We start from the raw sequence: 23,172 nt of genomic DNA, 5'->3' as shown, positions 1-23,172 counted from the left end.
GCCACCCACCTTCTTCTAAGTAAAAATAATGTCCCCATTCATGGGTTAAATTATTCTAATAGTAGGAGGCAGGCAATTTAATTGGGAATACCTATAATGAAGCAGACTCATTTAAAAATAAACAACTCCTGCAAATAGTCAGCAGGAGCTATTATAAACATTATGCGATTTTTTTTAAGCACTGGTTGATCCTACTCTTGTACGCAGAAGCCTCATCCCATTCGCGATTACGATAAGCGAGCTTCCCGTATCAGCTAGAACAGCCATCCAAAGGGTTGATGTGCCCAGGAAGATCATGATAAGAAATACGACCTTGACTAGCAACGAAAAAGCAATATTTTGTTTAATAATCCGTAAGGCCCGTCGGCTTAATCCAATAGCGAATGGCAGCTTAGAAAGATCATCCGCCATCAGTGCAACATCTGCTGTTTCCAATGCGGTATCCGTTCCGGCAGCCCCCATTGCAATCCCTACGGTTGCTGTTGCTAATGCCGGCGCATCATTAATTCCGTCCCCGATCATGGCAACATACCCATGTTTGTTCATCAGCTCTTTAATAGAGCTCACTTTATCTTCTGGTAACAGCTCGCTCCGGTAGTCTATGTTACCGAGCTTCGCCGCTACAGCTTGAGCTGTACCTTGGTTATCTCCTGTTAACATGACTGTTTTTTCAATGCCAATTGCCTTAAGGTGTTCAAGAGTGGACTTGCTATTTGATCTAATTTCGTCCGCGACAGCAAATATAGCCCATACATTCTTGCTGGTACCCATTATCATAACGGTTTGCCCCTGCTTTTCGAGCCTCTGAATAATATCCTGAACATGTTCCAAGGATATATTCAATTCGTTCATAAACCAACGAGGGCTTCCGATGTAGAATAACGTTCCCTCGACATTCGCCTGAGCCCCTCTCCCAGTCACCGAAGTAAACAAGGAACTGGATTTCATCTGAATATTAGCTTGCTTGGCTCTTCTTACAATAGCATTTGCAACCGGATGCTCCGACGCAGACTCCACTGCTGCCGCAATCGATAATACCTCTTCTTCTATCCTGGAATCAAGAGGAATAATCTCTGTTACTTGCGGAATACCGGCTGTTAGCGTACCTGTTTTATCAAAAGCAACAACAGATACGGCGCCTAACCGTTCAAGATGAGCCCCGCCTTTAATTAAGACTCCGTTTTTGGCTGCATTGCCAATAGCAGAAACAATGGACACCGGTGTTGATATAACTAGGGCACACGGACACGAAACGACTAGCATCATAAGAGCTCTGTAGAACCATACTTGAAGGGACTCCCCCATAAACAAAGGAGGAATAGTGGCAATAAGTAAGGCAATCACAAGAACGGCAGGCGTATAATATTTGGCAAAAACATCTACAAACCGCTGGGAAGGAGCTTTTTGAGCTTGGGCATCCTCCACAAGACTGATGATACGTGATAAGGTATTGTCCTTAGACAGCTTAGTTACCTTTACTTCCAAAGCTCCCTGCTGATTGACCGTACCCGCGAACACTTCATCCCCTTCGCCTTTCTCTACAGGGATGGATTCACCGGTAATAGGAGCTTGATTTATGGCTGAAGCTCCTTTTCTAATTAGACCATCCATTGCTATTCGTTCGCCCGGCTTAACGATGACCGTATCGCCAATTTGAATGGCCTCTATCGCAATCATCATTTCTTCACCGTTTCTGCGGACAAGTGCTTCCCTTGGTGATAAATCCATAAGACCACGTATTGACTTTCTTGTACGATCCATAGTGTAGGCTTCTAATGTTTCCCCTAGTGAGAACAGGAATACGACAGCAGCGCCTTCTTCCCATTGTCCAATGAGTCCAGCACCGAGAGCGGCAACGGTCATAAGAAGATCCATACCGATGGTTCTGGATTTCAGACCATAAATGCCTGTTCGTGCAATGCGATAACCGCCTATGATCATAGCTAATGCGTATAAGATCGTTGATATTAATTCTGGTATTAAGTTCCCGAGCTCAAGACCCCAAGTTAAAGTAAATATCAATCCTGATGCTGCAGTTGGTATTACTTTATTATTACGTCTCCAAAAGCTACGCTCTTCTGCTAAAAGAGTCTTTCCGCCAGTATCAGGCGTAGCCGTATAACCAGCTTGCTTTACAGTCAGAATCACCGATTGCTCAGCACTGCCATCATGTTCAACAGTCATCTTAGCCGCGCCGTAATTTACCATGACTTGATTTACAGAATTAAGAGCCCCCACACGTTTTTCTAACTTTTGTGCACAATCTGCGCAGTCCATGCCTTCAATACGAAAAACGCTGGATTGCCTGGCGGCAGCCTGCTCTTGTACCCCGTATCCGAGGTTTTGAATATGCTTTTTAATAGAAGTGAAGTCTAATTGGGATTGGTCATAACCAAGACTCATTTTAGCCGTAGCAAAATTCACTTGAACTTGTGCAACTCCATCTAAACGTGAGATCGATTTTTCCAACTTCAGGGCACAATCGCCACAGTGCATTCCTTCAAGAGTAACCGTCTGGTTTACCGTATTCGCACTATGATTTCCGCCGCATAAATCCCCATGCTCGTGGTTGTGATCGTGGTTGTGATCATACTTGTGGTTATGATCATGCTTGTGGTTATGATCGTGATCATGCTTGTGATCATGCTTATCATCATGCTCATGCTCGTGATCATGCTCGTGATCATGCTTGTCATCAGAATCATGATGATGATGCTCGTGCTGATCACATGCACACGATTCGTGGTCCCGATCCTTTTCTTCCTGGATATGGCTGTGCTTTGCATCCTGACTGCAACATGAAGACTTGTCAGACATAGGAATCAGGCTCCTTATTAACATATGATTAGTTGCTCATGTATTGATTATATATTATGCCTTTCTTATCCATGTGTCAATCATACAAAGCCTAATTCATTTAAAGTGTTATAAAACAAAAAAAGCAGAGGCTCACCCCTGCTTTAAACTCACTGAAAAATAACAATCAGGCTCTCTCTCTTAAAACAAGTTATCCGTGCTTGATATGCTGCAGCATTTGGACAAATATTTGTTCTATATGTTCATCGTCTAAAGAATAAAACACCGTCTTTCCTACTTTACGGCGTTTAACGATTCGTAGGTTACGTAAATACCGTAGTTGGTGAGAGACAGCAGATTGGCTCATCTCCAAAACTAGGGTGAGATCATGCACACAAAGTTCATTTTGTACTAACGTGTATATGATTTTCACGCGTGTAGGGTCCCCGAGCGCTTTAAAAACCTCGGCCAAGCCCGCCGCTGTATGTTCATTTATCAAATTTTGTTTTAAAGTGACAACATTGGAAGTCCCTTCGCAAGATTCATCGCATCGTTCTTGAAGCACTTTTTCCAAAACAAGCACCGCCTTCTTTGTTTGCCACTAAGTCTAGTCCACGTTACACATTATAACAGAAAGAGATTCATTTAAGAATTTGGAGTTGCTTTCTAAGAAAAACTTCCATATACTACATATGAACAATTGCTCATATGTAACAAGGATTATGAGACTGATGTCTGAACATGATCGTCACAATCCTAGTCATGGACACTCGCATACGCCTATTAATATAACGGGATTACACATCTCGTTACTTTTTACATCTGTTATTATACTGTTTAAGCTCTTGGGCGACGCAGAATTAATAGTATAGACATTTGCAGATTTTCAATGGAGTTGATCAATATGCTAGCTACTATGGACTACGAGGTTATTATTATTGGAGGCGGACAATCCGGTCTTTCTACCGGATACTTCCTTAGAAAGTACAATACTGAATTCATGATTTTAGATGCAAATAATCAAATTGGTGACTCATGGAGGAATCGGTACGATTCACTTACTCTATTTTCTCCCCGAGCATACAGTTCACTACAGGGGATGCCGATGCCTGGCGAGGCCGAGGGTTATCCCAATAAAGACGAGGTTGCTGATTACTTGGAGAGCTATGCCATGGCCTTCTCTCTTCCTATTAGAACTAAGACCCTTGTAACGGGATTATCAAAAATATACAACGGCTTCCGAATCCATACTAATCGCGACACCTATACAGCCAAAAATATTATTATAGCAGCCGGGCCTTTTCAAACTCCATTTATTCCTGAAACCGCAAAAGCTCTTCATGCAGATATTTATCAAGTCCATTCTTCTCAGTACAAAAATCCTCTTCAGCTCCAAGAAGGACCGGTCTTAGTGGTCGGGGGCGGCAACTCCGGTACTCAAATCGCTGCCGAATGCTCCTTAAGCCGTCAAGTGATCTTATCTGTTTCAAAGCCTCTGCGTTTTATTCCAAACCGTCTGCTAGGCAAAAGTATATTCAGCTGGTTCGATATTCTAGGACTATCCCAAGCCACTTCTGACAGCTTTATAGGAAGGAGATTGCGGCAGAATGAACCGATCATAGGAACCGAGCTGAAGCCATACCTACTTAATGGAAGTGTCAGGGTGAAGCCTGCAACGGTGCGATTCGGACCTGAAGAGGTTTATTTCGAGGACGGCTCACACCTCCCGGTCCGCAATATTATTTGGGCAACAGGGTTTCGTTGTGATTATTCCTGGATATCCATCCCAGGTGTTGTGGACGTTGCGGGCCGTCCGATTCATAAGAGAGGAGTCAGCCCTATACTTGGACTGTACTTTGTCGGTTTGCCTTGGCAGCACCGAAGAGGATCAGCACTCATTGGAGGCGTTGGAATAGACTCTGAATGGATTGTAGAACAACTAACTTGGAAACACGAGTTAAGTCACTAATAAGAAGGCGATCAAGATTCTTCTTGGTCGCCTTCTTTTAACTTCTTTATTGTTTCTTGTTCTCTTCATTTGCTTTATCTTCCAAAAGATCCTTGGTTCCTTGACGAAATTCTTTTATCGTTGTGCCTACAGCCCTACCTAACTGGGGAAGCTTGGATGGACCAAACATAACCAGTGCAGTAACAACTATTAGCAAAACGCCCCCGGCTCCTAAATTTCCAATCATTTCACTCATCCTCCTTTTCAGCTAATCTTAGAATTTAACGAGCATTGCTGTGACATACATAAACAATATACCCAAAGTTAATCCAACGAAGTTGCTCCATGAAACAGATGCTATACGATGCTCGATAGATTCCTTCCATATCATCCGTGAGATCACCATAATAACTTGTAAAATGGCACCCGCTCCGATACCGAAAAATAAGGCTGCAAGTGTTTCATTAAACAAAAACCCACCTGTCCATGTCCCCAGAATCGCTGGTCCCCCTGCAATTAAAGCGAGTAATATGAATGTTTTCGCAGTCGGCTTATCCTTGAGTAATGGAGCTGCAATACCAACCCCTTCCGTAATATTATGAAGGGTAAATCCAATTATCAGAAATGTACCCAATGCAGCTTCTCCCGCAGCAAAAGCAGCCCCTATAGCTAAACCTTCACCCAAATTATGCAATCCAATGCCGGATGCCAGCTTATAGGAAACACCGCGTCCTTCCCGCAGAACATGATCCATTCGCCTTTCGTTCATTTGATCAACAGCAAGTAAAAAGAATAAGCTTAGCAATGCCCCAAACCAGACAAGGCCGGTTCCTTGGAACACCCCTGGAGCCTTTGCAGCAAGTTCAAACCCTTCTTCGAATGTGTCCACGGCAAGAAATATTAACAGACCAACCGTGAAGGCTAATACAGCCTGTGTTCCTCGAATTGAAAATCTCCTCATGAAAGGGTACCACAGCAGCCCTAATCCAACCGGTATAATCCCTACATAGAAGCCGATTAAAGCGTATTGAAAGAAGCGCTGCGAGTCAGGCTGGGGTGTCAGTGCAGCTACAGCAACTTCTCCGGTAAAAATTAATCCATTGGATGTAATAAACTTTATTTGGTGGGGGTCACCATGAACCCATGGATATGGAATAGTTACGGTCCCCCTTTCGAAACGATTCAGGGTAGGGCCTGGTACATACGAAGCATTCCAAAAAGAGTCATCAACGATAGTCTGAGCAATGGTGAGGGCTTCCGGCCCTGAGTTAAGCAGAGTAACGACGAATCCGTCAGGATTCATTATAATGCGTTCGACATTCAATTGTTCAATCGGAGCTGCTGCTTCTCCGTCTATTCCTGTACCGACTTTGGCAATAAAACCAATAATTGCAGCTAACAGAAGAAGCGGTAATAGTCCCCACAATACGGTTTTAACATTCCATCCACCACCCATGCGAGCACTTTGTGTATGATTTTCAATAGGATTCATTATATCCCCTCCTTATTCCGCTAAGAAAAAGCCCATCCAACCAAGCTCAGCGAATTCACTTTGATGCGCATGAAACATATAACGACCTGGCTCTGGGAATGTAATTTCTAAAATACCGCGTTCCCCTTGACATTGCATGATGGTGTCCGTAAAACTTGGCCGAGCTTCAGGATCTGCACCGGTAGCATAATAATTGAAGTAGTTCGCATGTAAATGAAATGAATTGATCAAATCAAATTCCGTAAGATTGCTTAAATAAATCCGAACCAATTCCCCTGTTTTCACCTTGATTGGCTCCTGCTGATAGGCAAAAGCATATCCGTTTACTGTATAGATCTCGTTCTCGCCATCCAAATCCAAATCATAACCATTCATAACCATGTTGAACTCTTTAGCTGCAGCTCGCGGTTTCTTGGGATCAATAATGAAGTTGCCGTAAAGCCCTTTATGAATATGCCTGCGCAGGGGTGCTACATGGCAATGATATACCTGCATGCCAGCCGGTTTCGCAGCAAACTCATATACAAATGTCTGACCCGGTAGCACTGCTTCTAAACCGTCCATATTTGTAGGGTGGATACCATGAAAATGTATAGAGTGCGGATGAGTAGAGTTGTTATAAAATTTAACGCGAATAATATCTCCTTCCGTACAACGCAGCGTTGGACCCGGAATCGTTCCGTTATATGTCCACCCCGGAAACTTGATGCCTTTAGCAATTTCTACTTCTTGTTCAACTGCTATCATATCGTATTCGCGAATCGTTCTTCCGTCGGCATTAGTACTCACCTTGCCATAATCAAATGAGGTAAGTGCATGTCTGGCAGCTTTCAGACCTTCTGTAACTTCTGTACCAGGATCGTACCCATGCTTCATTCCTTGGTGAAGCTGTGAATTCGACGGATTGCTTGACGAGTGATTCTCATGTGTACCCGTTGCCAATGCCGTTTTTGTGCCCCAAAAATTGGGTGAAAGCCACGTACTCCCTATAAAAGCCGCAGCCCCGGTCACTCCTGCTTTCACAATGGCCCTTCTGGACCATTTTTTACTGTCCTTCATAATTAAACCTCCTTCCAAAATTGAACAGCCTATTCAAACGCAAACGTTTTTATGCCAACACCAAAAATTTTAGTTTAACGCCATTTTGTTTCCCTAAGGAAACTTATATGAATAACTATATGCTGTACTCCATCTTTTGTAAATCCCCTTTTTTATGTTTTGACAAAAATAATAAATAACCCTGTCCTTGTTGGACAGGGTTAATGGAAGGGGGTGGGATTACAGCTTATTCTAATTTGAATGCAACGGCTTATTGAATCTCATTCTTTTTCAATTGCAGAGATTTCCCCAATTTCGGCATCAATTTGATTGCAGCTTAATCTTTTGCGTACTTCCTCGATCATAGTACTTTTAGCAATTCCCTCAATATAAAGGATCACAACGTCGGTCTGAGACAGCTCTCCAATGACCAAAGGTTCTAATTTTAATCGAGCGCTTCGGATTCTTCTCCTTACTAAACTCGTATTAATCCGTAAGGTTTCGGTAAAACCGTCCCGTTTGCATGGAATTGGGGATTTGATCATCATTCCAAGTTTTCTTATTACGCAGCATCATAAGTTTCTTGTAATTTATAATATCTCCCTCCCATGACTCTTATATAAATAGTTGTAAAATTTCTACAGTTACTATTTGTAAATGAAAGGATTATCATTCACGTCCGTTCATAATTTACCAGTCGGTGTGGCGGCGAGTCCCCCCTTTGCGGTTGCACGGTATTTCTCCGGCATGCTTCCTCCGATTGCTAACATCGCCCCAATTACTTCAATTTGTAGTCTAAAATGAAAACGAAAAAAGCGGCTGCCTAAGCATCCGCTTTTCAAAATACTAGCACTAGATGCCGCCACCCGTAATCACAAGAAGTATGAATAAAACAAGAATTACGCCTGCGGCAGTCATTCCAATTCCGATACCGCCACCAAGTCCTCCGTCAAACCCCATTTAGTCTTCCTCCCTCCATGTCACTTCACCAGTTTATGAAAGTCTTCCGTCATTAGAGTGGACGGTTCAAAAAATGGGCTTTCAACGAATTGGTTAACTCATATTATCCATTGCAGCGATAGAGGGTTCTTTGATTATTTATAAGCATGAACGCCTAACAAGGTCTCCAAGTCGACGATGGAAAATCCTTTTTTCTGAAGTTGCTCAATGATTTTTGGTAATGCTTCGATGTTTACCGTTTGCTTTTTGCTGGTGTGCATTAGAATAATATCACCGTTTCTTACGTTGGAAATCACATTATTTACGATATTGTCACTTTCCTTTTGGGACCAATCCAGTGTGTCAATAGACCAAAGTACAACGGTGACTCCCTCTTGTTTCACGGCGGTTAATACTTTATGATTCGTTGCGCCGTATGGCGTACGCATAATTGCTGGAGTTTTACCAATTACAGCTCGGATAGCGTCTTCTGTTTTTTTCATGTCGGCATGAATTTGATTGGCGTCCAATTTGGTATAGTCATCGTGATTAAAACTGTGGTTTAGCACCAAATGCCCGTTGTCATACACCCTTTTGACTACATCCATGTATGGATTTACTTGTTTTCCGATAAAAAAGAAGCTTCCCTTAACCTTATATGTATTCAAAATATCCAGAACAGCTGGCGTTGTTTGATCATCTGGGCCATCATCAAAAGTTAAGGCAACCTTTTTTTCATCGGCACCATTAATATATAGATCTCCTTGATGGGATTTGGCAAAATCAACGATCGTTTTGCGCCAATCCAGCATTTTTGCCCAAGCTGTTTGTGTTAATTGATTGGATTTCCCTTCAATGCTCAAAAAGTAATTTCCCTTGGACACGGGCTGCATTTCCGCCTCTTTTAGTACGCTTCCTTCAGAAAAGACCGAGATATGATCAACCTTGGATGTCCCTTTGGGGATAATGAATTTCAATTGATTTTTGGGAGAAACCTTATAGATATAGATATCATCAGTACCGATTTCTGTTTTACTGTCTGAGGGCCCTAATGATTGGACAATAATATCGAGTGTCAAATTTTGAAGGCTTTGATCGTAAGAACGGCTGTCAAATACAAGTCGATTTAATTTGTTATACCCAAAGGAGGCTTTTCGTCCGGTAAAAGAAGCGTACATACCTAATCCAGCTTCATCATTGGTATCTGATTTTCCCCATTGACTTTCAACTTGATCGATCGTACTTTGGCCTACGACAAATTCGTTAATCCAAACCCTTCCTTCTCGGGCTGAATCCAATATTTGTCCAAGAAGCTCGGTTTCCTTTGAAAGCGAAGGAGACGTGGAAGTTACTGGCGTAGGTGATAGTGATGGGCTAGGTGACACCTCCGAGGATTCGCAGGAACATATAACAAAAGTGACTGCAAGAACCACCAGCAACGAGTATATCAATGATTTCCTCTTCATGACATCTTATCTCCCTCACACAGTTGCACTTTATCCACCTCTGGATTTTTTGTTTCTAAATAACAACAGTATATCTTTAGTGATTTGAGCGTTATATTATAGGATGGTTCTATATTTCAGAAATAAAAGGCAGCGAAATGGTTACACTTATACCCTTATTTTCGTTATTTCTGATTATTATATCCCCGTGATATGTATGAGCAATACGTTTAGCAATAGCAAGTCCCAGACCGCTTCCTCCCTGTTTACGGCTGCGCGCCTTATCTACTCTATAAAACCGGTCAAACACAAACGGTAGATCCTCTTCAGGAATGCCTATCCCCTGGTCAACAATTTGTATATTTACCGTATTATTTTGTAATGTACTAACATTGATTTCAATAGTTTTATCGTGAAGTGAATATTTAACGGCATTATCCAAAACGATCAATACAATTTGCTTCAAATGATGTGAAGGTATAATCAGGTGACCTTCAAGGAATTTGTTCATATGAAGGATAAATTTGAAATCCGGATGAAGAATAGAAAGGTCATTCACGAGCTGTTGAATTATGGGCCTTGGATCTGTATATTCCTTTATTTCGTTACCTTTAATGGAATCAACTTGAGAAAGCTCTAACAATTCTTGAACAAGCTTTCTTAATCGAGTGGTCTCCTTCATTGCCGCAGACAGCGATTCATCTAATATCTTAGGATCTTCTTTTCCCCATCGATTTAGCAAGGATAGATAGCCTTCAATAATCGAAATTGGAGTTCGAAGCTCATGTGATGCATCCTCTACAAACTGCTTTTGCTGTCGAAAAGATTTTTCAAGCTGCCCCATCATCTCGTTGAAAAGTATGGCTAAATAGGACAATTCATCTCTATTATCGTGAAAGACTACACGCTCTTGTAGGCCGTTTTTCATTATCTTTTTCATCGTAACTATTATAGACTGTATGGGCTTAAGTAGCTGACGGGTTAAGAGTAACCCTCCTAAACCACTCAATAGGATAGCTAGCATTCCTCCAGAAAGCATAACAATATTCAGATTATCATTCAACTTATCTAATGCTTCTAGATTGTTAATGATCTCTACGGTTCCGACAAAATTACTTGTCTTAAATGGGCTGCGCATTATAATCAAGTGATCATCAAAGTGCCATATGCGTGATAACTCTGGCTTTAATACCGTCTTCGGATCAACCCAATCTTCCGGCAATTCATTGCTCACCGTTAAAATCGGGATTCCTTCATTGTTTAGAATACGAATTAATTGATTGTTTTTAACTAATTTTTCGATAAAAGCGTTAGCATTTGCAATATCTTTTGCATCGGACTGTTTTTCAATAAAATAACCTTGTATTTCATCCATATCCTTGCGTATTTCTTCTTCTGTTTGGTTCAAGAGCCAATGGTTAATGACGATATATTGTGCCGCGTTATAAGCAAAGAATAGAACAATTAAGAAAATAAATGACCCTATCATCAATTTCCATTTGATCGGAATTCCAGTAAACTTCATCATCTTATTATCATCTCATCACATATCCTATACCACGCAATGTATGTATATAGTTTTCTTCCGAATGCCCCAATTTAGTTCTTAGATAGCGCACATAAACATCCACCACATTGGTTTCAACCTCTGCATCGTATCCCCAGACTTTATCCAAAAGGATTTCACGCGTAAGTACGCGATTGACGTTTTCCATAAATACAAGAAGAAGATCATATTCACGTTTGGTCAGATCAATAATGTCTGATCCCCTTTTCACAATTCTCGATTCATTATTTATACTCAGATCGCGAAAGTGGAGATTAGAAGATTCCGTAACTTCACTATTATCGAAGCGTCTAAGCATGGCACGAATTCGCGCAAGTAACTCCTCAATCGCAAAAGGCTTTGAAATATAGTCATCTGCACCACTATCCAGGCCTGAAACCCGGTCCATTACACTATCTCTTGCAGTCAGCATTATGATAGGTGTTTTCTTTACATTTCGAATCCTTCGGCATACTTCAAATCCATTTAATTCTGGCAGCATGACATCTAATAAGATAATGTTCCATTCTTCCGCTATAGCGAGCTCCAATCCTTTTCTTCCATCATCAGCGATCGTTACTGAATAGGATTCATGCTCAAGCTCGAGCTCAATAAAACGTGCAAAGCTTTCATCATCTTCTACGACAAGAATTTTTATCATACGAAAACCCTCAAATTCATGGTTTATGCAGTTAATTTCTATATAAGTATGCCTCATTTATATATAGAAATATTAATATTTCCATAAGTTCATTTGAAAACGAATAAAAGAAAAACATCCTTATGCAAACTTCTACAAAAGGATGTTAATAGTAGTATTGATTATCTTGTTCGACCTTTACAACAGTACCTGTGCTTGCATCCACCTTGACTTCCATGGTTTCATTTTTACTGTCTTTAATGATAACGCTGTATACGGCCGTTCCATCTTCATCTTCCAGTTGAGCTTTAATAATAGTTCCATTCACTTTTTGTAGCGCGATCTCGCCTGCTTGTACTTTTGTAATCTTGGCCTGCTGCTCTAATTGCTGTAATTCGACAAACTAATCATAAGCTTTCCGCATGAGATCCTCATAAAAGGATCATTAGAATTTGATGAGAAATGTATTTGGTTTTATTTCCTGTAATGCATCTCCTTGTCAAGACTTATGTATATTAAGTTTTTCTAATGAGTTTCTAATAAAAGCCTTATATGTCAATCTGCACAAGGGTTTTCTTCCGATATGGAAATTTATAGAAATTATTCTTGTGGTATGGTGTTCTTGGGCAAACGCCTAAACCAGACAAACCCTTAGGAGGAAGCTATGAATAACACGAAGAAAAACCATTTTGGTAAAACACTAGTGGGAATCAGTCTCAGCCTCTCGGTTGCTTTTTCAGGAAGTATGCTGCTAACACCTCAATCTGCTCATGCGGCCACCGTATCAAGTTCATCTGTGGCAAACAATGTTATATCAACAGGAAAACACTTTCTAGGAGTCCGCTATCAATTTGGGGCTTCATCGGGAAGAACGGATGCTTTTGATTGTTCATCATTCACCCAATATGTTTTTAAGCAAAATGGTATCAGCATTCCCCGCTCGTCAAGACAGCAAGCCGGAGTCGGTACCGCTGTATCTAAAAGTCAATTGCAAGCGGGTGATTTAATATTCTCCGATACAAATCGTGACGGAACTATTAATCACGTAGGCATTTACATGGGGAACGGACAAATCCTCCATACCTACAGAGTAGGAATAGGCGTTACGATTTCCAATTTTGCGGGCAGCACTTGGGACAGAACTTTCGTAACCGCCCGTCGCGTAATCGCAGGTGGCGGACAAGCTGTGGCTGTTCCTGCTCCACAACCTGCTCCTCAACATTCGTATAAACCGGCAAAGCCAGCCTCCAAGCATTCCTCTCAGCCAAAACGGGTGTCTTCAAATAGATCCTCTGAAGGTGGGAATCAGCAAGGAGAACATTAATCCGACTAAGAGAAGAAACTTAGAAAAGCCCCGAATTCGGGGCTTTTCCCAATTCATAGATTTCATTAAATCTCTAGCTATGACATAAAACCTCTTAGTGCTTGCTCCTTTTAGTACATCAAATCAACAGCTCACCCTTGGTCTATACCTGCAACAATTTTGGCGTATGCCGTAAACAAATCCTTGCCTAAGAATAGATTGTTGTTATAACAAGGAGGGGATAGAACGTGCCTGGTAAGTTGGGGCTTCACAAATTTTACTTTAAGGATGCTCATATCCGAACTTATTTACCACCGACATCTGTATTGAATAGGACATCATTTTATCGCTTTATGAGGCGATATCATTCCGTTTATATTAAACCGAATATGTCTCACATGGGTAAAGGCATTATTAAAGCTTGGTCGGAAAACAAAAAATATCAATTGATCAAAGTCAAAGGGAAAACCCAATCCTATAGAACCCTCGAAACTACTTTTAACGCTATACAAGCACAAACATCAGCAAGTCTCCATATCGTTCAAAAAACGATTAATTTAGCAAAAATTAATAATAGACCCTTTGATATAAGAGTCATGATGATGCGTAACTCACAGAATCATTGGCAGTATGCGGGGATGTTAGCCAAAGTATCTGGACGTTCTAGCGTTATTACGAATGTAAATAGGGGAGGTGGTTACGCACTTCCGATTGAGAAAGCTTTGAGCGAATCACTTTGTTTATCCAAGAACAAGCAACAAAAAATAATTCAAGAACTTATCCGTTTAAGCTATTGCATTTGTAAACGATTTAATTATTACAAGTATTCTTCTCAAATTGGCATAGATTTCGCTGTAGATCAACATCAAAAGATATGGATCATTGAAGTCAATTTTGATTTTCCATCTCACAGCCTGTTTGACAAACTTACAGATAAAACAATGTATAGAGAAATTAAGAAGTTAAGAAATTCTTATTTAAAATCTCTCCTTTCCGGTAAGATAAAAATCTTAACCCACGTAAAATAGTGGGTTTTTATTGTGCGAGAAAAAAACAGGCCCGACAGTATTCTCTCATGAGATTTTAATCTAGGTATTGTATGATTACTTTCCGATGGTAATCTGACTATTAAAGGAGCCAGTAATGCAATGCATTTATCTCAATTAGACTATCAATGGTTTCAAACGATCAATCAACTTGCTGAAAGATTTCCCGCTATGAATCCTTTGATGGCTTTTTTTGCCGTGAATTTGGATTACCTGTTTTACCTTGGCGTTGCTGTTTATTGGATGGTACGAAGCCCTGATAATCGCCGTATGGTAGTGAATACACTTATATCCGCAGCAGTGGCGCTAGGAACTAACAGTATTATCGGCGCAATCTATCATCGGGATCGTCCATTCGTGGCTCATCAAGTCATTCAATTAGTTAATCACGAGACATCGGCTTCTTTTCCAAGCAATCACGCTGCCGCCGCTTTTGCCGTTGCAGTCTCTATCTGGCTATGGCGACGAAAGGGCGGAACGGTTTGGATCGTACTTGCTGCTCTCATCGGTTTCTCCCGTATTTGGTCGGGCATTCACTATCCGATAGATATCGTCGGGGGAGCGATTATAGGAGGCCTCATCGCGGTCGTGATTGGCAGGCTTATGCGTTGGCAACGGCTGAAATGGTTGTCAGAGGCTTTGATCCGCAATTATGAATTAATTGAACATAAGGTATGGAAGCCATAACACAAAAGACACGACCGAGCCCCCGGTCGTGTTTGTTCCTAACGGAAACGTCGGAAGAATACCTGTAGATCTTCAGTTAACAAATCGGGAGCCTCCATCGCCGCGAAGTGACCGCCACGCTCAAACTCGGACCAGTGAACGATCGTGTACTGTCTCTCAGCGAGGCGGCGTACAGGTTGGAACAAGTCATATGGAAAAACGGCTATTCCTAGTGGTACAGGACATGGCTTTTTCTGTTTTTTAACTGAAGCGGACTCATAGTGAAGCCTAGAAGAGGAGGCAGCCGTTCCTGTGATCCAGTAGAACATAACATTGGTGAGCAGGTGATCCACATCAATCGGACAAGCTGGATCGGACCACTCGCTGAACTTCTCAGCTATCCAGGACAGCTGCCCCACCGGTGAGTCGGTGAGTCCGTAAGCTAGCGTTTGTGGTCGCGTAGACAAGACTACCTTGTGACCGGCAGGATTGGCTAGATAGCCCTCCAATTTTGCAATCCTAGATTCCTCTTCCTCGGATAGGTCGCTTAAATCTCTAGTTGGTGCCATTGGCAGAAAGTTCAGATGAATGCCCAAAATATGCTCAGGTGCGAGTTGACCCATGCCTAGAGAAACCACAGAACCAAAGTCTCCTCCCTGTACACCATATTTGACATAGCCCAAACGGTTCATCAACTCGACACAAGCTTGAGAGACTCGTTGAACATTCCAACCGGTTTCCTTGGTGGGACCAGAGAAGCCATAACCAGGCATAGACGGAATCACTAGATGAAAAGCATCGGCCGGGTTGCCACCATAGGCTCGCGGGTTGGTGAGCGGACCGATTACGTCCAGGAACTCTATGATAGAACCAGGCCATCCATGGTTTAGAATGAGGGGAACTGCACCCGGTTCAGGTGAACGAACATGCATAAAATGAATATTTGCACCATCAATAGTTGTGGTAAATTGAGGAATCTCATTCAACCGATCCTCTTGCTTACGCCAGTCATACGCGGTACGCCAGTACTCCGCTAACTCCTTTATAAGCCCAAGCTCTGCGCCGTAGTTTCTACCTACGCCTGGCAGTTCGTCAGGCCAGCGGGTACGGCTTAGGCGACTTTGAAGATCATCAATATCACTCTGAGGGATTGCGATGCGAAATGGCCGGACCGATAAATCAATGAGTTCAGTGTTACTCGAATCAAAAGGTTTTGAATATTCCATATTAATCAGCCTCTTTCTCTCATTTTTTTTGTTAGCTACCTTATTTGGCTTACTCTGGCATAACGATTCTTCCTATTCTTGAATTCTTGGTTCGGATTGCAGGTAGTAGAACAACAAGATCCCACACGCATTGCTGCAAGAACGATATAAATATTGCTGAATAGGTAGCTGTTCGGATCGACATTTATCGGATTCCAATTAACAGATGAACCATGCGTTTTGTATGCAAGTACATACTTGCATACGCTTTATAAAAGAGCTAGGGAGTTAATGCCCTAGCGAATATCCGCACACTTTCCTCGATAAATTCGTCCAACGAATCTTCTGGAACAGCCACTTTTGCATTTATTTTACTGATGAATGCGCCATAATTCATCCACATGAAAGACTGTGCCTGAAGTTCAAAATTCGATGTTATCACCTTATTTTGTTCCGACATGTCGGTCAAATATTTCGTTAACAGTTTTTTTAGATGTTGAGGGTGACGTGCGGCCTCATCCAGAACTTCATCGGGGAGATTGCTGCTTCCTTTATGAGTAACTAAAAATAATTTTCTGTTCCGATACATAATCTTATGATACGTTCGGCTGATTGTAAGCAGATCCGTATGAAGTTCCCCTATCAGCCCTTCGTTAAATAGCTTTGTCATCTCTTCCGCATAATGGTAGCGATTAAATGCGGTCTCAATAAGCTTCTGCTTCGTTCCGAAATGGCGAAATAACGTAACTTCATTCACTCCGGCAGCAAAAGCGATTTCCTTGGTTGTCGTTCCATCGTACCCCTTCTGTGACATGAGATCGATTGCCGCTGTGAGAAGTTTCTCACTTGTACTTTGATTGTTACTCATTTAGTCACCTTTCTTTAATGCAAGTACTTGCTTACATTACTTACTATACTCTAAGTCTTGGCATAATGTCAATAACAGGAAGTGCAATTAATTAAAGGAAGTTGTAAGAGTTCATCCTGACCAGTGAGGAGGGTGCTGCTTAAATATCCCGGTATGGTGCATGCTTAGTGGATAAAAGCGAACAATCCATTAGAGTGAGGAGCTAGTTTCTAATGGATTGTTTTCGTATACCCTATATAATGACTAACCCATCTTTCATAAGAACAGAATCATTATGATTTTTTTGCAAGTTACAATGTGGACATGTCAATGACGAATCGATAACGCACATCGCTACGGAGAATACGTTCGAACGCTTCGTCCACTTGGTCAGCACAAATCACCTCAATTTTAGGGGCAATGCCGTGTTGAGCGGAGAAATCGAGCATTTCTTGCGTTTCACGGATTCCGCCTACGAGTGAACCTGCAATGCTGCGACGTTTCATGATTAGCGAAAATACATGGTATTTATCTGGTTGGCCTGGCGCACCAACATTTACTAGCGTTCCATCTACTCGAAGCAGGGATAAATAGGCATTAACGTCGAGATTTGCAGACACTGTGTTTAAAATGAGGTCAAAACGACCAGTCAACTCGGAAAATGTAGCGGGATCGCTGGTTGCAAAGTAGTGATCTGCGCCCAAACTCAGGGCCTCATCTTTCTTATTCAAGGACTGACTTAATACCGTTACTTCAGCACCCAAAGCATGCGCATATTGGACAGCAAGGTGGCCAAGGCCTCCTAGCCCCACAATGGCAACCTTTTTGCCTGGGCTGACGTTCCAGTGTTTCAACGGAGAATACGTGGTGATTCCTGCGCACAATAAAGGGCTTGCAACATCCAATTCCAAAGCATCTGGAATACGGACTACGAAATCTTCCCTTACAACGATTTTTTGGCTATAACCGCCGTATGTTGGATTGCCATCGTAATCTAATGAATTATATGAGTTGATAACACCTTTCGTACAAAATTGCTCTTCTCCGCTGAGGCAGTATTCGCATAGTCCGCAGGAGTCAACAAAGCAACCTGCACCAACGTGATCGCCAACGCCAAATTTCGTAACTTCTGGTCCTACCGCTGTAACGACTCCAGCCATTTCATGACCTGGAACCATCGGGAACATTCCGCCTCCCCATTCATCGTAAGCATTGTGAATGTCGGAGTGGCAAATACCACAATACTTAATATCGATTAAGACATCGTCCGGTCGTAAATTTCTCCGCTCAATTGTGGTCTTTTCAAATGGCGCTTTTGCACTTGCAACACTTAGAACATGGGCTTTACACATGGTTTCTCACTACTCCTTAGTCTTGGTAAAGTGGTGGTACTGGACTCTCAGTGATCTGTTCTACTAGCTTTAAATGCCTACAGCTGGATGAGGTACATTAATAATTGGTGCCGTTACCGGCTCCTTTTGGAGTATCCACGCAAGCTGCTGTGTCAACTTGTTTTGGAGGGAAGAGAACCGGTGTTCAGATGGCTAGGCTCTTTGTTTTTCAACAAGCGTTTCACAAATAAAGTAAACAATAATAAGGAGAGCGTGACCGATACGGCGCTGACCGTGAACACTACCTGATAGTTCGTGTATTGAGAAATCCAGCCTAGCATAATCGCACCTAACCCGATACCCAGGTCGTTAGCAGTCAATAAAGAAGCATTTGCAACCCCTTTGCGGTCCGGATGTGCAAGACGTATCGTTGCCGCTTGAAGAGCCGGCTGGGCGGAACCGAAACCGATACCGTACAGCACCGCAGATGCGAGCACGCCGAACAATCCGGTCGAGAAGCTCAAGACAATTAAAGCCGAAATCGTAATCAAAAGAGCCGGTACAATGACAAACGTCTGGCCGTACCGGTCCGAAACTGTCCCCGAAATAGGACGGCTCAAAGCAAGTGCTGCGGCAAAGGCCAGAAAAAACGCGCCTGAATTGACCTCGATCGAGTTGGTAAACATTGGGATGAAAGCGGTAATACCTCCATAAGCGATATACATAAAAAAGACTGATACCGTAACGGGCAAGACCGATTTTTCGAAAAGTTCAATTGTCCTTGCGCCCGATTGCGGTTGGTGAGGTACTTTTGCACCAAACATCAGAAGCAGCGCTGCGGCAGAGAGGCCGACGGCGAAAAGAAACAGAGCGTGGTACGATAGGTTCTGTATTACCCAGATAGCGAAAATCGGACCGACCGCCATAGCCAAGGTCGTGGCTGTGCTAAACCATCCCATGCCTTCCCCGCGGCGGGCGGACGGGATTATATCCGTAATCGTCGTGTAAACGGCGGTTGTGGATACAGCCCAGCTCATCCCGTGCAATAATCTGATCCCTATTAAAACGACGATTCCACCGACCCAGTCATACATATACATCGCCAAGGCGAAGAGAAGCAGCCCCCATATGATAAAAGGACGCCTGCCATAACGGTCAAGAAGTCCGCCAACGATAGGGCGAAAAATAACGGCACACAGCATAAAAGCACCCGTCGATAGACCAATTTGCACTTCGCTGCCGCCCATCTGTTTGATGAACAACGGCAGCGTAGGAAGCAGAAAGTAAAATGCAGTAAATAGGAAAAAGTTCCCTACAGTCATGAGAATAAATGTTTTCGTCCATAAGCGTTCCACTTCTCTTCCTCCTCGGGTGAAAGATTCAATGCTAACCGTTTATTACCCGAATTGCCGCTCACGCATTTCTTTTACAACTACTGCCTGTTCATATCTTTCAACTTTATAGTCCAGACGTTCTAGCGTTTTCTTCATAACTTCCATTCTTGCTATGAGCTGCTTACGCTCCTCTATCAAGAGTTCTTTTCTTGCCTCAAGGGTTTTATCACCTTTTTGAAACAGACCGACATACTCAATCAATATTTCAATCGAAAGACCCGCATACCGCATACATTTGATAAATTCGACCCATCTACAGTCTTCTTCCGTATAATCCCTGATTCCGCTTTTATTCCGGTTCACACGCGGAATCAGTCCGATGCGTTCATAATAGCGAAGTGTGTATCCGGCGGAATCTCAAATTTTGCACTTACTTCTGCTATCATCATTCAGCCTCACCTCCTAATATCCAATATTATTGCACTTGGAGTTAACTCCAAGTCAAGAGTAAACCGCCAAAGGCGAGCGTATAGGCGTTCTGTACCCAGGAGAGCCCTGTAGCCGAGAAGCCCAGATCATGCTGTAGTTTCGGGATTACGGTGATAACGATCGCCTTCTTGATATTCAGCTTATCACTTGGAGTTAACTCCAAGTCAAGCGATTTTCGCTTGCTGCGCCACTCCGGAGTCATTTCCACACAGTTCAGCGGAGGTAAATTAGTCTTAGAAAAAAGAAAACTTTAAACTATCCTGCCAGTTAGCATGGAAAAGGTAACCGACGATCAATTCCTGGCCGTCTACCTATTATTTATCCGAAACGCATCTGTTACATACTTCATTCAAAAAGGAGCCATTTAATAAGCCTCCACCTTCTAGTATTAATTCATCAATTGAAAATAAATTTTTTAGCTTTTCTACTACTACATTAAAACTTAAACTTTCTTTTCCACCGAATATATATGATATAACTAGATTTTTCAGATAAGCTAGGTAAGCATCAGATACTAATTCTGTTTGTTGTTTGTTTTCGACATTCATCATTTCGTAACCATTTAGTCAATTCTCGTTCAATTGTGCTGTGAAATAAATCACATGCTTCATTTATAATAAATAATATACACGTTTTAGTAATACAATAACATGTACTACATATTAAGGAGCTGATGTACTATGATGTCATATGATCCAGCTGTGTACAGTCGTATACTTACAGGCCTAACGCTGGGCTTTCATATTATTTTTGCCACCATTGGTGTCGGGGTTCCAGTTATGATAGCCATCGCTGAATTTCTGGGGATCAAACGTAAAGACCCCCATTATACACTGCTAGCGCGGCGTTGGGCTCGGGGCTTCGTTATAACTGTAGCCGTTGGTGTTGTTACTGGTACATCCATCGGATTGCAGCTAAATTTGTTATGGCCAAGCTTCATGCAGATTGCCGGTCAAGCGATTGCGCTTCCGTTATTTTTGGAAACCTTTGCTTTCTTCTTCGAAGCGATCTTTCTCGGTATTTATTTGTATACATGGGATAGGTTCCGTAATCCTTGGACACATTTTATAATATCGATTCCAGTTATTATTGGATCGAGCGCATCCGCTTTTTTTATCACAATTGTTAATGCGTTCATGAACACGCCCCAGGGCTTTAAGCTGTCCGGTCGCACGATAATCGATATTGATCCACTAGTTGCTATGTTCAATCCTGCCACTCCTACCAAAACAGCTCACGTAATCTCATCTGCCTATATGACTAGTGCATTCGTGCTTGCAGCTATAGCCGCTGTTGCTCTACTAGCAGGTAAACGTCACGTTTACTATCAAAAAGCACTGAAGCTGACGATGGTTTGCGGACTGATCTTCTCTATTTCTACTGCATTTATTGGTGACTTATCCGGAAAATTTCTAGCCGAGTATCAACCGGAAAAGCTTGCTGCAGCTGAATGGCATTTTGAGACTACAGACAAAGCTCCATTAGTAGTAGGTGGGATATTAGGTGAAAACAATGAGATTCGTTATGCCTTAAAGCTGCCTTATGCACTAAGTGTACTCGCACATGGCAACCCGAATGCTGTAGTTCAAGGGCTGAATGAAACACCTAAAGAGCTTCGACCGCCCCTCTATATTCACTATTTCTTCGATATTATGGTTACCATTGGTAGCTTAACGATTGTCCTTTGCATCGCTTACTTATGGATTGAGCGCAGATCTCAAGGTCAGGGGAAGCCGCTTCCGAGCTGGCTGCTGCGTTGTGTTGTGTGGTCCGGCCCACTCGCAATGCTTGCCATTGAATGCGGTTGGATATTCGCAGAGGCTGGACGACAGCCATGGATTCTGCGCGGCTATATGAAAACAGTGCACGGTGCCACAACCTCAGCTAATGTCGATTGGATGCTGCTGCTTTTTTCCTTATTATATATCGTGCTCGGCTTCAGCGTTTGGATGATACTTCGCCGTATGTTCCGCAGTAATACCCCCGAGCAGGAATTGGAATTGAACGGCATTGAAGGAGGCAAACACTAATGAATATCGAGCTGATCGGAATTACCGTTCTCTGGATTTTTCTGTACGGATATTTGATCGTTGCCTCCATTGATTTTGGCGCCGGTTTTTTCAGCTACTACAGTATGCTTACGGGAAGAAAACATTTGGTGCACGGCATTATCGAACGCTATCTCTCCCCTGTGTGGGAAGTTACCAACGTGTTCTTGATCTTTTTTATGGTCGGAATGGTCGGTTTCTTTCCAGATACGGCTTATTACTTGGGTACTACGCTGTTAATTCCAGGCAGTATCGCTATCGTGCTATTAGCCATTCGGGGTTCGTACTATGCCTTCAGCACTTACGGCTCCAAGGATAATAAGATCTACTTGCTGCTGTATGGTGCTAGCGGACTGCTTATTCCTGCCTCTTTATCCATAGTGCTGACCATCTCAGAGGGAGGATACATCGAGGAAAAGGGTAATCAAGTAACCTTGCTCTACAGCAAGCTTTTTACAAGCCCCTATGCCTGGTCTGTCGTTATCTTGTCACTTGTCAGTGTTTTGTTTATATCCGCGGCGTTCTTAACTTACTATGCTCAGAAAGCAAAGGACTACAAAGCGATGGAGGTACTGCGCGGTTTCGCAATCGCATGGAGCATACCTACAATTCTCAGCAGCTTGCTCGTATTTTTCTCAATCCAACAACATAATCCCTGGCATTTTAACCGGATGATTGAGCTATCCTGGATGTTCGTGCTGTCATTACTGTGCTTCATGGTCGCTGCTTATCTGATTTGGATCCGCAAGCGTCTCGGGCTGGCATTCCTGCTGGTGATGCTGCAATTCGCCTTAGCATTCTTCGGATATGGAGCTTCGCATCTGCCTTATATCTTATACCCCATGATATCCATTCATGAGAGTATTACGAGCCCTAGTATGGGTATTGCGCTGATAATCGCTTTTATAGCCGGGTTATTGCTGCTAATCCCTTCCTTATTCTTGTTGATGCGGCTGTTCTTGTTTGACGCTAATTATGTACAAGGTAAACACGGAAAATAGGCAAATAGCGTAATCCTAATCAGGAATCCATCCAAACAAAAAGAGGCCACCTCCAAGT

At 42.5% G+C, this 23,172-nt stretch carries 23 protein-coding genes and 2 pseudogenes; 6 read left to right on the top strand and 19 right to left on the bottom strand.

The genetic code is table 11. From position 1 onward, the window contains the following. Nucleotides 1-174 precede the first annotated feature (174 nt). Entirely contained in the window at nucleotides 175-2,817 is a 2,643-nt protein-coding gene (locus GC093_RS04085; protein ID WP_216624479.1) for a heavy metal translocating P-type ATPase, read from the bottom strand. Nucleotides 2,818-3,007: 190 nt separating this feature from the next. Next, on the bottom strand, nucleotides 3,008-3,370 hold the full coding sequence (locus GC093_RS04080) for an ArsR/SmtB family transcription factor (RefSeq protein ID WP_171650568.1): 363 nt from the start codon (nucleotides 3,368-3,370) through the stop codon (nucleotides 3,008-3,010). A 330-nt stretch (nucleotides 3,371-3,700) separates the two neighbouring features. Between GC093_RS04080 and GC093_RS04075 the strand changes: the two genes are divergently transcribed. Next, nucleotides 3,701-4,765 carry a flavin-containing monooxygenase gene (locus GC093_RS04075; protein WP_376768621.1) on the top strand — a complete coding sequence of 355 codons (1,065 nt, stop codon included), beginning with the start codon at nucleotides 3,701-3,703 and terminating at the stop codon, nucleotides 4,763-4,765. A gap of 46 nt (nucleotides 4,766-4,811) precedes the next feature. Here GC093_RS04075 and GC093_RS04070 read toward each other — a convergent pair whose 3' ends face one another. From GC093_RS04070 to GC093_RS04025, 10 genes and pseudogenes are all read right to left on the bottom strand, one after another. Then, nucleotides 4,812-4,991: a twin-arginine translocase TatA/TatE family subunit gene (locus GC093_RS04070; RefSeq protein ID WP_171650567.1), complete on the bottom strand. Its 180-nt coding sequence runs from the start codon at nucleotides 4,989-4,991 to the stop codon at nucleotides 4,812-4,814. Nucleotides 4,992-5,018: 27 nt separating this feature from the next. Further along, nucleotides 5,019-6,236 (bottom strand): ZIP family metal transporter, encoded by a 1,218-nt coding sequence (locus GC093_RS04065; protein ID WP_246313335.1) that lies wholly within the window; start codon nucleotides 6,234-6,236, stop codon nucleotides 5,019-5,021. A gap of 12 nt (nucleotides 6,237-6,248) precedes the next feature. Next, entirely contained in the window at nucleotides 6,249-7,295 is a 1,047-nt protein-coding gene (locus GC093_RS04060) for a multicopper oxidase domain-containing protein (protein WP_171650566.1), read from the bottom strand. Between the two features lie 299 nt (nucleotides 7,296-7,594). Continuing rightward, nucleotides 7,595-7,792 (bottom strand): annotated as a pseudogene (locus tag GC093_RS04055) (spore germination protein); the annotation flags it as partial. Nucleotides 7,793-7,957: 165 nt separating this feature from the next. Then, entirely contained in the window at nucleotides 7,958-8,140 is a 183-nt protein-coding gene (locus tag GC093_RS36795; protein ID WP_376768620.1) for a hypothetical protein, read from the bottom strand. Further along, nucleotides 8,127-8,234 carry a sporulation protein YjcZ gene (locus GC093_RS04045; RefSeq protein WP_171650564.1) on the bottom strand — a complete coding sequence of 36 codons (108 nt, stop codon included), beginning with the start codon at nucleotides 8,232-8,234 and terminating at the stop codon, nucleotides 8,127-8,129. The genes GC093_RS36795 and GC093_RS04045 overlap by 14 nt, the downstream gene beginning before the upstream one ends. A gap of 134 nt (nucleotides 8,235-8,368) precedes the next feature. Next, on the bottom strand, nucleotides 8,369-9,679 hold the full coding sequence (locus GC093_RS04040) for a polysaccharide deacetylase family protein (protein ID WP_171650563.1): 1,311 nt from the start codon (nucleotides 9,677-9,679) through the stop codon (nucleotides 8,369-8,371). A gap of 109 nt (nucleotides 9,680-9,788) precedes the next feature. Beyond that, nucleotides 9,789-11,186, bottom strand: a complete 1,398-nt coding sequence (locus GC093_RS04035; protein WP_171650562.1) for a HAMP domain-containing sensor histidine kinase — start codon at nucleotides 11,184-11,186, stop codon at nucleotides 9,789-9,791. A 7-nt stretch (nucleotides 11,187-11,193) separates the two neighbouring features. Further along, nucleotides 11,194-11,865, bottom strand: a complete 672-nt coding sequence (locus GC093_RS04030; protein WP_171650561.1) for a response regulator transcription factor — start codon at nucleotides 11,863-11,865, stop codon at nucleotides 11,194-11,196. Between the two features lie 145 nt (nucleotides 11,866-12,010). Beyond that, the gene (locus tag GC093_RS04025; protein ID WP_171650662.1) at nucleotides 12,011-12,211 is read right to left on the bottom strand and encodes a PepSY domain-containing protein; all 201 of its coding nucleotides are present in this window, start codon (nucleotides 12,209-12,211) and stop codon (nucleotides 12,011-12,013) included. A 297-nt stretch (nucleotides 12,212-12,508) separates the two neighbouring features. On the opposite strand from GC093_RS04025, the gene GC093_RS04020 reads away from it, so the two are divergent. The 3 genes from GC093_RS04020 (at nucleotide 12,509) to GC093_RS04010 (ending at nucleotide 14,880) form a co-directional block, all read left to right on the top strand. Then, nucleotides 12,509-13,168, top strand: a complete 660-nt coding sequence (locus tag GC093_RS04020) for a C40 family peptidase (RefSeq protein ID WP_171650560.1) — start codon at nucleotides 12,509-12,511, stop codon at nucleotides 13,166-13,168. A 227-nt stretch (nucleotides 13,169-13,395) separates the two neighbouring features. Further along, a complete protein-coding gene (locus tag GC093_RS04015) occupies nucleotides 13,396-14,175 on the top strand; it encodes a YheC/YheD family protein (RefSeq protein ID WP_171650559.1) in 780 nt (259 codons plus the stop codon). A gap of 120 nt (nucleotides 14,176-14,295) precedes the next feature. Next, entirely contained in the window at nucleotides 14,296-14,880 is a 585-nt protein-coding gene (locus tag GC093_RS04010; protein WP_171650558.1) for an undecaprenyl-diphosphatase, read from the top strand. Between the two features lie 38 nt (nucleotides 14,881-14,918). Here the strand turns inward: GC093_RS04010 and GC093_RS04005 are convergent, their stop codons facing one another. From GC093_RS04005 to GC093_RS03975, 7 genes and pseudogenes are all read right to left on the bottom strand, one after another. Beyond that, on the bottom strand, nucleotides 14,919-16,085 hold the full coding sequence (locus GC093_RS04005) for an epoxide hydrolase family protein (RefSeq protein WP_171650557.1): 1,167 nt from the start codon (nucleotides 16,083-16,085) through the stop codon (nucleotides 14,919-14,921). A 259-nt stretch (nucleotides 16,086-16,344) separates the two neighbouring features. Then, complete coding sequence (locus GC093_RS04000) at nucleotides 16,345-16,932, bottom strand: TetR/AcrR family transcriptional regulator (protein WP_171650556.1); 588 nt, start codon at nucleotides 16,930-16,932, stop codon at nucleotides 16,345-16,347. Between the two features lie 290 nt (nucleotides 16,933-17,222). After that, nucleotides 17,223-18,263 (bottom strand): NAD(P)-dependent alcohol dehydrogenase, encoded by a 1,041-nt coding sequence (locus GC093_RS03995; RefSeq protein WP_171650555.1) that lies wholly within the window; start codon nucleotides 18,261-18,263, stop codon nucleotides 17,223-17,225. A gap of 152 nt (nucleotides 18,264-18,415) precedes the next feature. Beyond that, nucleotides 18,416-19,597 (bottom strand): MFS transporter, encoded by a 1,182-nt coding sequence (locus tag GC093_RS03990; protein ID WP_171650554.1) that lies wholly within the window; start codon nucleotides 19,595-19,597, stop codon nucleotides 18,416-18,418. A gap of 42 nt (nucleotides 19,598-19,639) precedes the next feature. Further along, nucleotides 19,640-20,025: pseudogene (locus GC093_RS03985) on the bottom strand (MerR family transcriptional regulator). Between the two features lie 41 nt (nucleotides 20,026-20,066). After that, nucleotides 20,067-20,267: a hypothetical protein gene (locus GC093_RS03980; protein ID WP_216624478.1), complete on the bottom strand. Its 201-nt coding sequence runs from the start codon at nucleotides 20,265-20,267 to the stop codon at nucleotides 20,067-20,069. Nucleotides 20,268-20,379: 112 nt separating this feature from the next. Continuing rightward, the gene (locus tag GC093_RS03975) at nucleotides 20,380-20,616 is read right to left on the bottom strand and encodes a hypothetical protein (RefSeq protein WP_171650553.1); all 237 of its coding nucleotides are present in this window, start codon (nucleotides 20,614-20,616) and stop codon (nucleotides 20,380-20,382) included. A 129-nt stretch (nucleotides 20,617-20,745) separates the two neighbouring features. Here GC093_RS03975 and GC093_RS03970 point away from each other — a divergent pair, with 129 nt between their 5' ends. Both GC093_RS03970 and GC093_RS03965 read left to right on the top strand, forming a co-directional pair. Next, complete coding sequence (locus tag GC093_RS03970) at nucleotides 20,746-22,095, top strand: cytochrome ubiquinol oxidase subunit I (protein ID WP_171650552.1); 1,350 nt, start codon at nucleotides 20,746-20,748, stop codon at nucleotides 22,093-22,095. Continuing rightward, a complete protein-coding gene (locus tag GC093_RS03965; RefSeq protein ID WP_171650551.1) occupies nucleotides 22,095-23,114 on the top strand; it encodes a cytochrome d ubiquinol oxidase subunit II in 1,020 nt (339 codons plus the stop codon). Before GC093_RS03970 ends, GC093_RS03965 begins: the two co-directional genes overlap by 1 nt. Nucleotides 23,115-23,172 lie beyond the last annotated feature (58 nt).

It is taken from the genome of Paenibacillus foliorum, assembly GCF_013141765.1.
In the GTDB taxonomy this organism is placed as follows: domain Bacteria; phylum Bacillota; class Bacilli; order Paenibacillales; family NBRC-103111; genus Paenibacillus_S; species Paenibacillus_S foliorum.
This window is presented reverse-complemented; position numbering and strand designations above follow the sequence as displayed.

Bases quoted from the DNA above. Each gene is read 5' to 3' on its own strand.
- GC093_RS04085 (WP_216624479.1), bottom strand. From the start codon at position 2,817: ATGTCTGACAAGTCTTCATGTTGCAGTCAGGATGCAAAGCACAGCCAT.
- GC093_RS04075 (WP_376768621.1), top strand. From the start codon at position 3,701: ATGCTAGCTACTATGGACTACGAGGTTATTATTATTGGAGGCGGACAA.
- GC093_RS04070 (WP_171650567.1), bottom strand. From the start codon at position 4,991: ATGATTGGAAATTTAGGAGCCGGGGGCGTTTTGCTAATAGTTGTTACT.
- GC093_RS04065 (WP_246313335.1), bottom strand. From the start codon at position 6,236: ATGAATCCTATTGAAAATCATACACAAAGTGCTCGCATGGGTGGTGGA.
- GC093_RS04060 (WP_171650566.1), bottom strand. From the start codon at position 7,295: ATGAAGGACAGTAAAAAATGGTCCAGAAGGGCCATTGTGAAAGCAGGA.
- GC093_RS04045 (WP_171650564.1), bottom strand. From the start codon at position 8,234: ATGGGGTTTGACGGAGGACTTGGTGGCGGTATCGGAATTGGAATGACT.
- GC093_RS04040 (WP_171650563.1), bottom strand. From the start codon at position 9,679: ATGAAGAGGAAATCATTGATATACTCGTTGCTGGTGGTTCTTGCAGTC.
- GC093_RS04035 (WP_171650562.1), bottom strand. From the start codon at position 11,186: ATGATGAAGTTTACTGGAATTCCGATCAAATGGAAATTGATGATAGGG.
- GC093_RS04030 (WP_171650561.1), bottom strand. From the start codon at position 11,865: ATGATAAAAATTCTTGTCGTAGAAGATGATGAAAGCTTTGCACGTTTT.
- GC093_RS04020 (WP_171650560.1), top strand. From the start codon at position 12,509: ATGAATAACACGAAGAAAAACCATTTTGGTAAAACACTAGTGGGAATC.
- GC093_RS04010 (WP_171650558.1), top strand. From the start codon at position 14,296: ATGCATTTATCTCAATTAGACTATCAATGGTTTCAAACGATCAATCAA.
- GC093_RS04005 (WP_171650557.1), bottom strand. From the start codon at position 16,085: ATGGAATATTCAAAACCTTTTGATTCGAGTAACACTGAACTCATTGAT.
- GC093_RS04000 (WP_171650556.1), bottom strand. From the start codon at position 16,932: ATGAGTAACAATCAAAGTACAAGTGAGAAACTTCTCACAGCGGCAATC.
- GC093_RS03995 (WP_171650555.1), bottom strand. From the start codon at position 18,263: ATGTGTAAAGCCCATGTTCTAAGTGTTGCAAGTGCAAAAGCGCCATTT.
- GC093_RS03980 (WP_216624478.1), bottom strand. From the start codon at position 20,267: ATGACTCCGGAGTGGCGCAGCAAGCGAAAATCGCTTGACTTGGAGTTA.
- GC093_RS03975 (WP_171650553.1), bottom strand. From the start codon at position 20,616: ATGATGAATGTCGAAAACAAACAACAAACAGAATTAGTATCTGATGCT.
- GC093_RS03970 (WP_171650552.1), top strand. From the start codon at position 20,746: ATGATGTCATATGATCCAGCTGTGTACAGTCGTATACTTACAGGCCTA.
- GC093_RS03965 (WP_171650551.1), top strand. From the start codon at position 22,095: ATGAATATCGAGCTGATCGGAATTACCGTTCTCTGGATTTTTCTGTAC.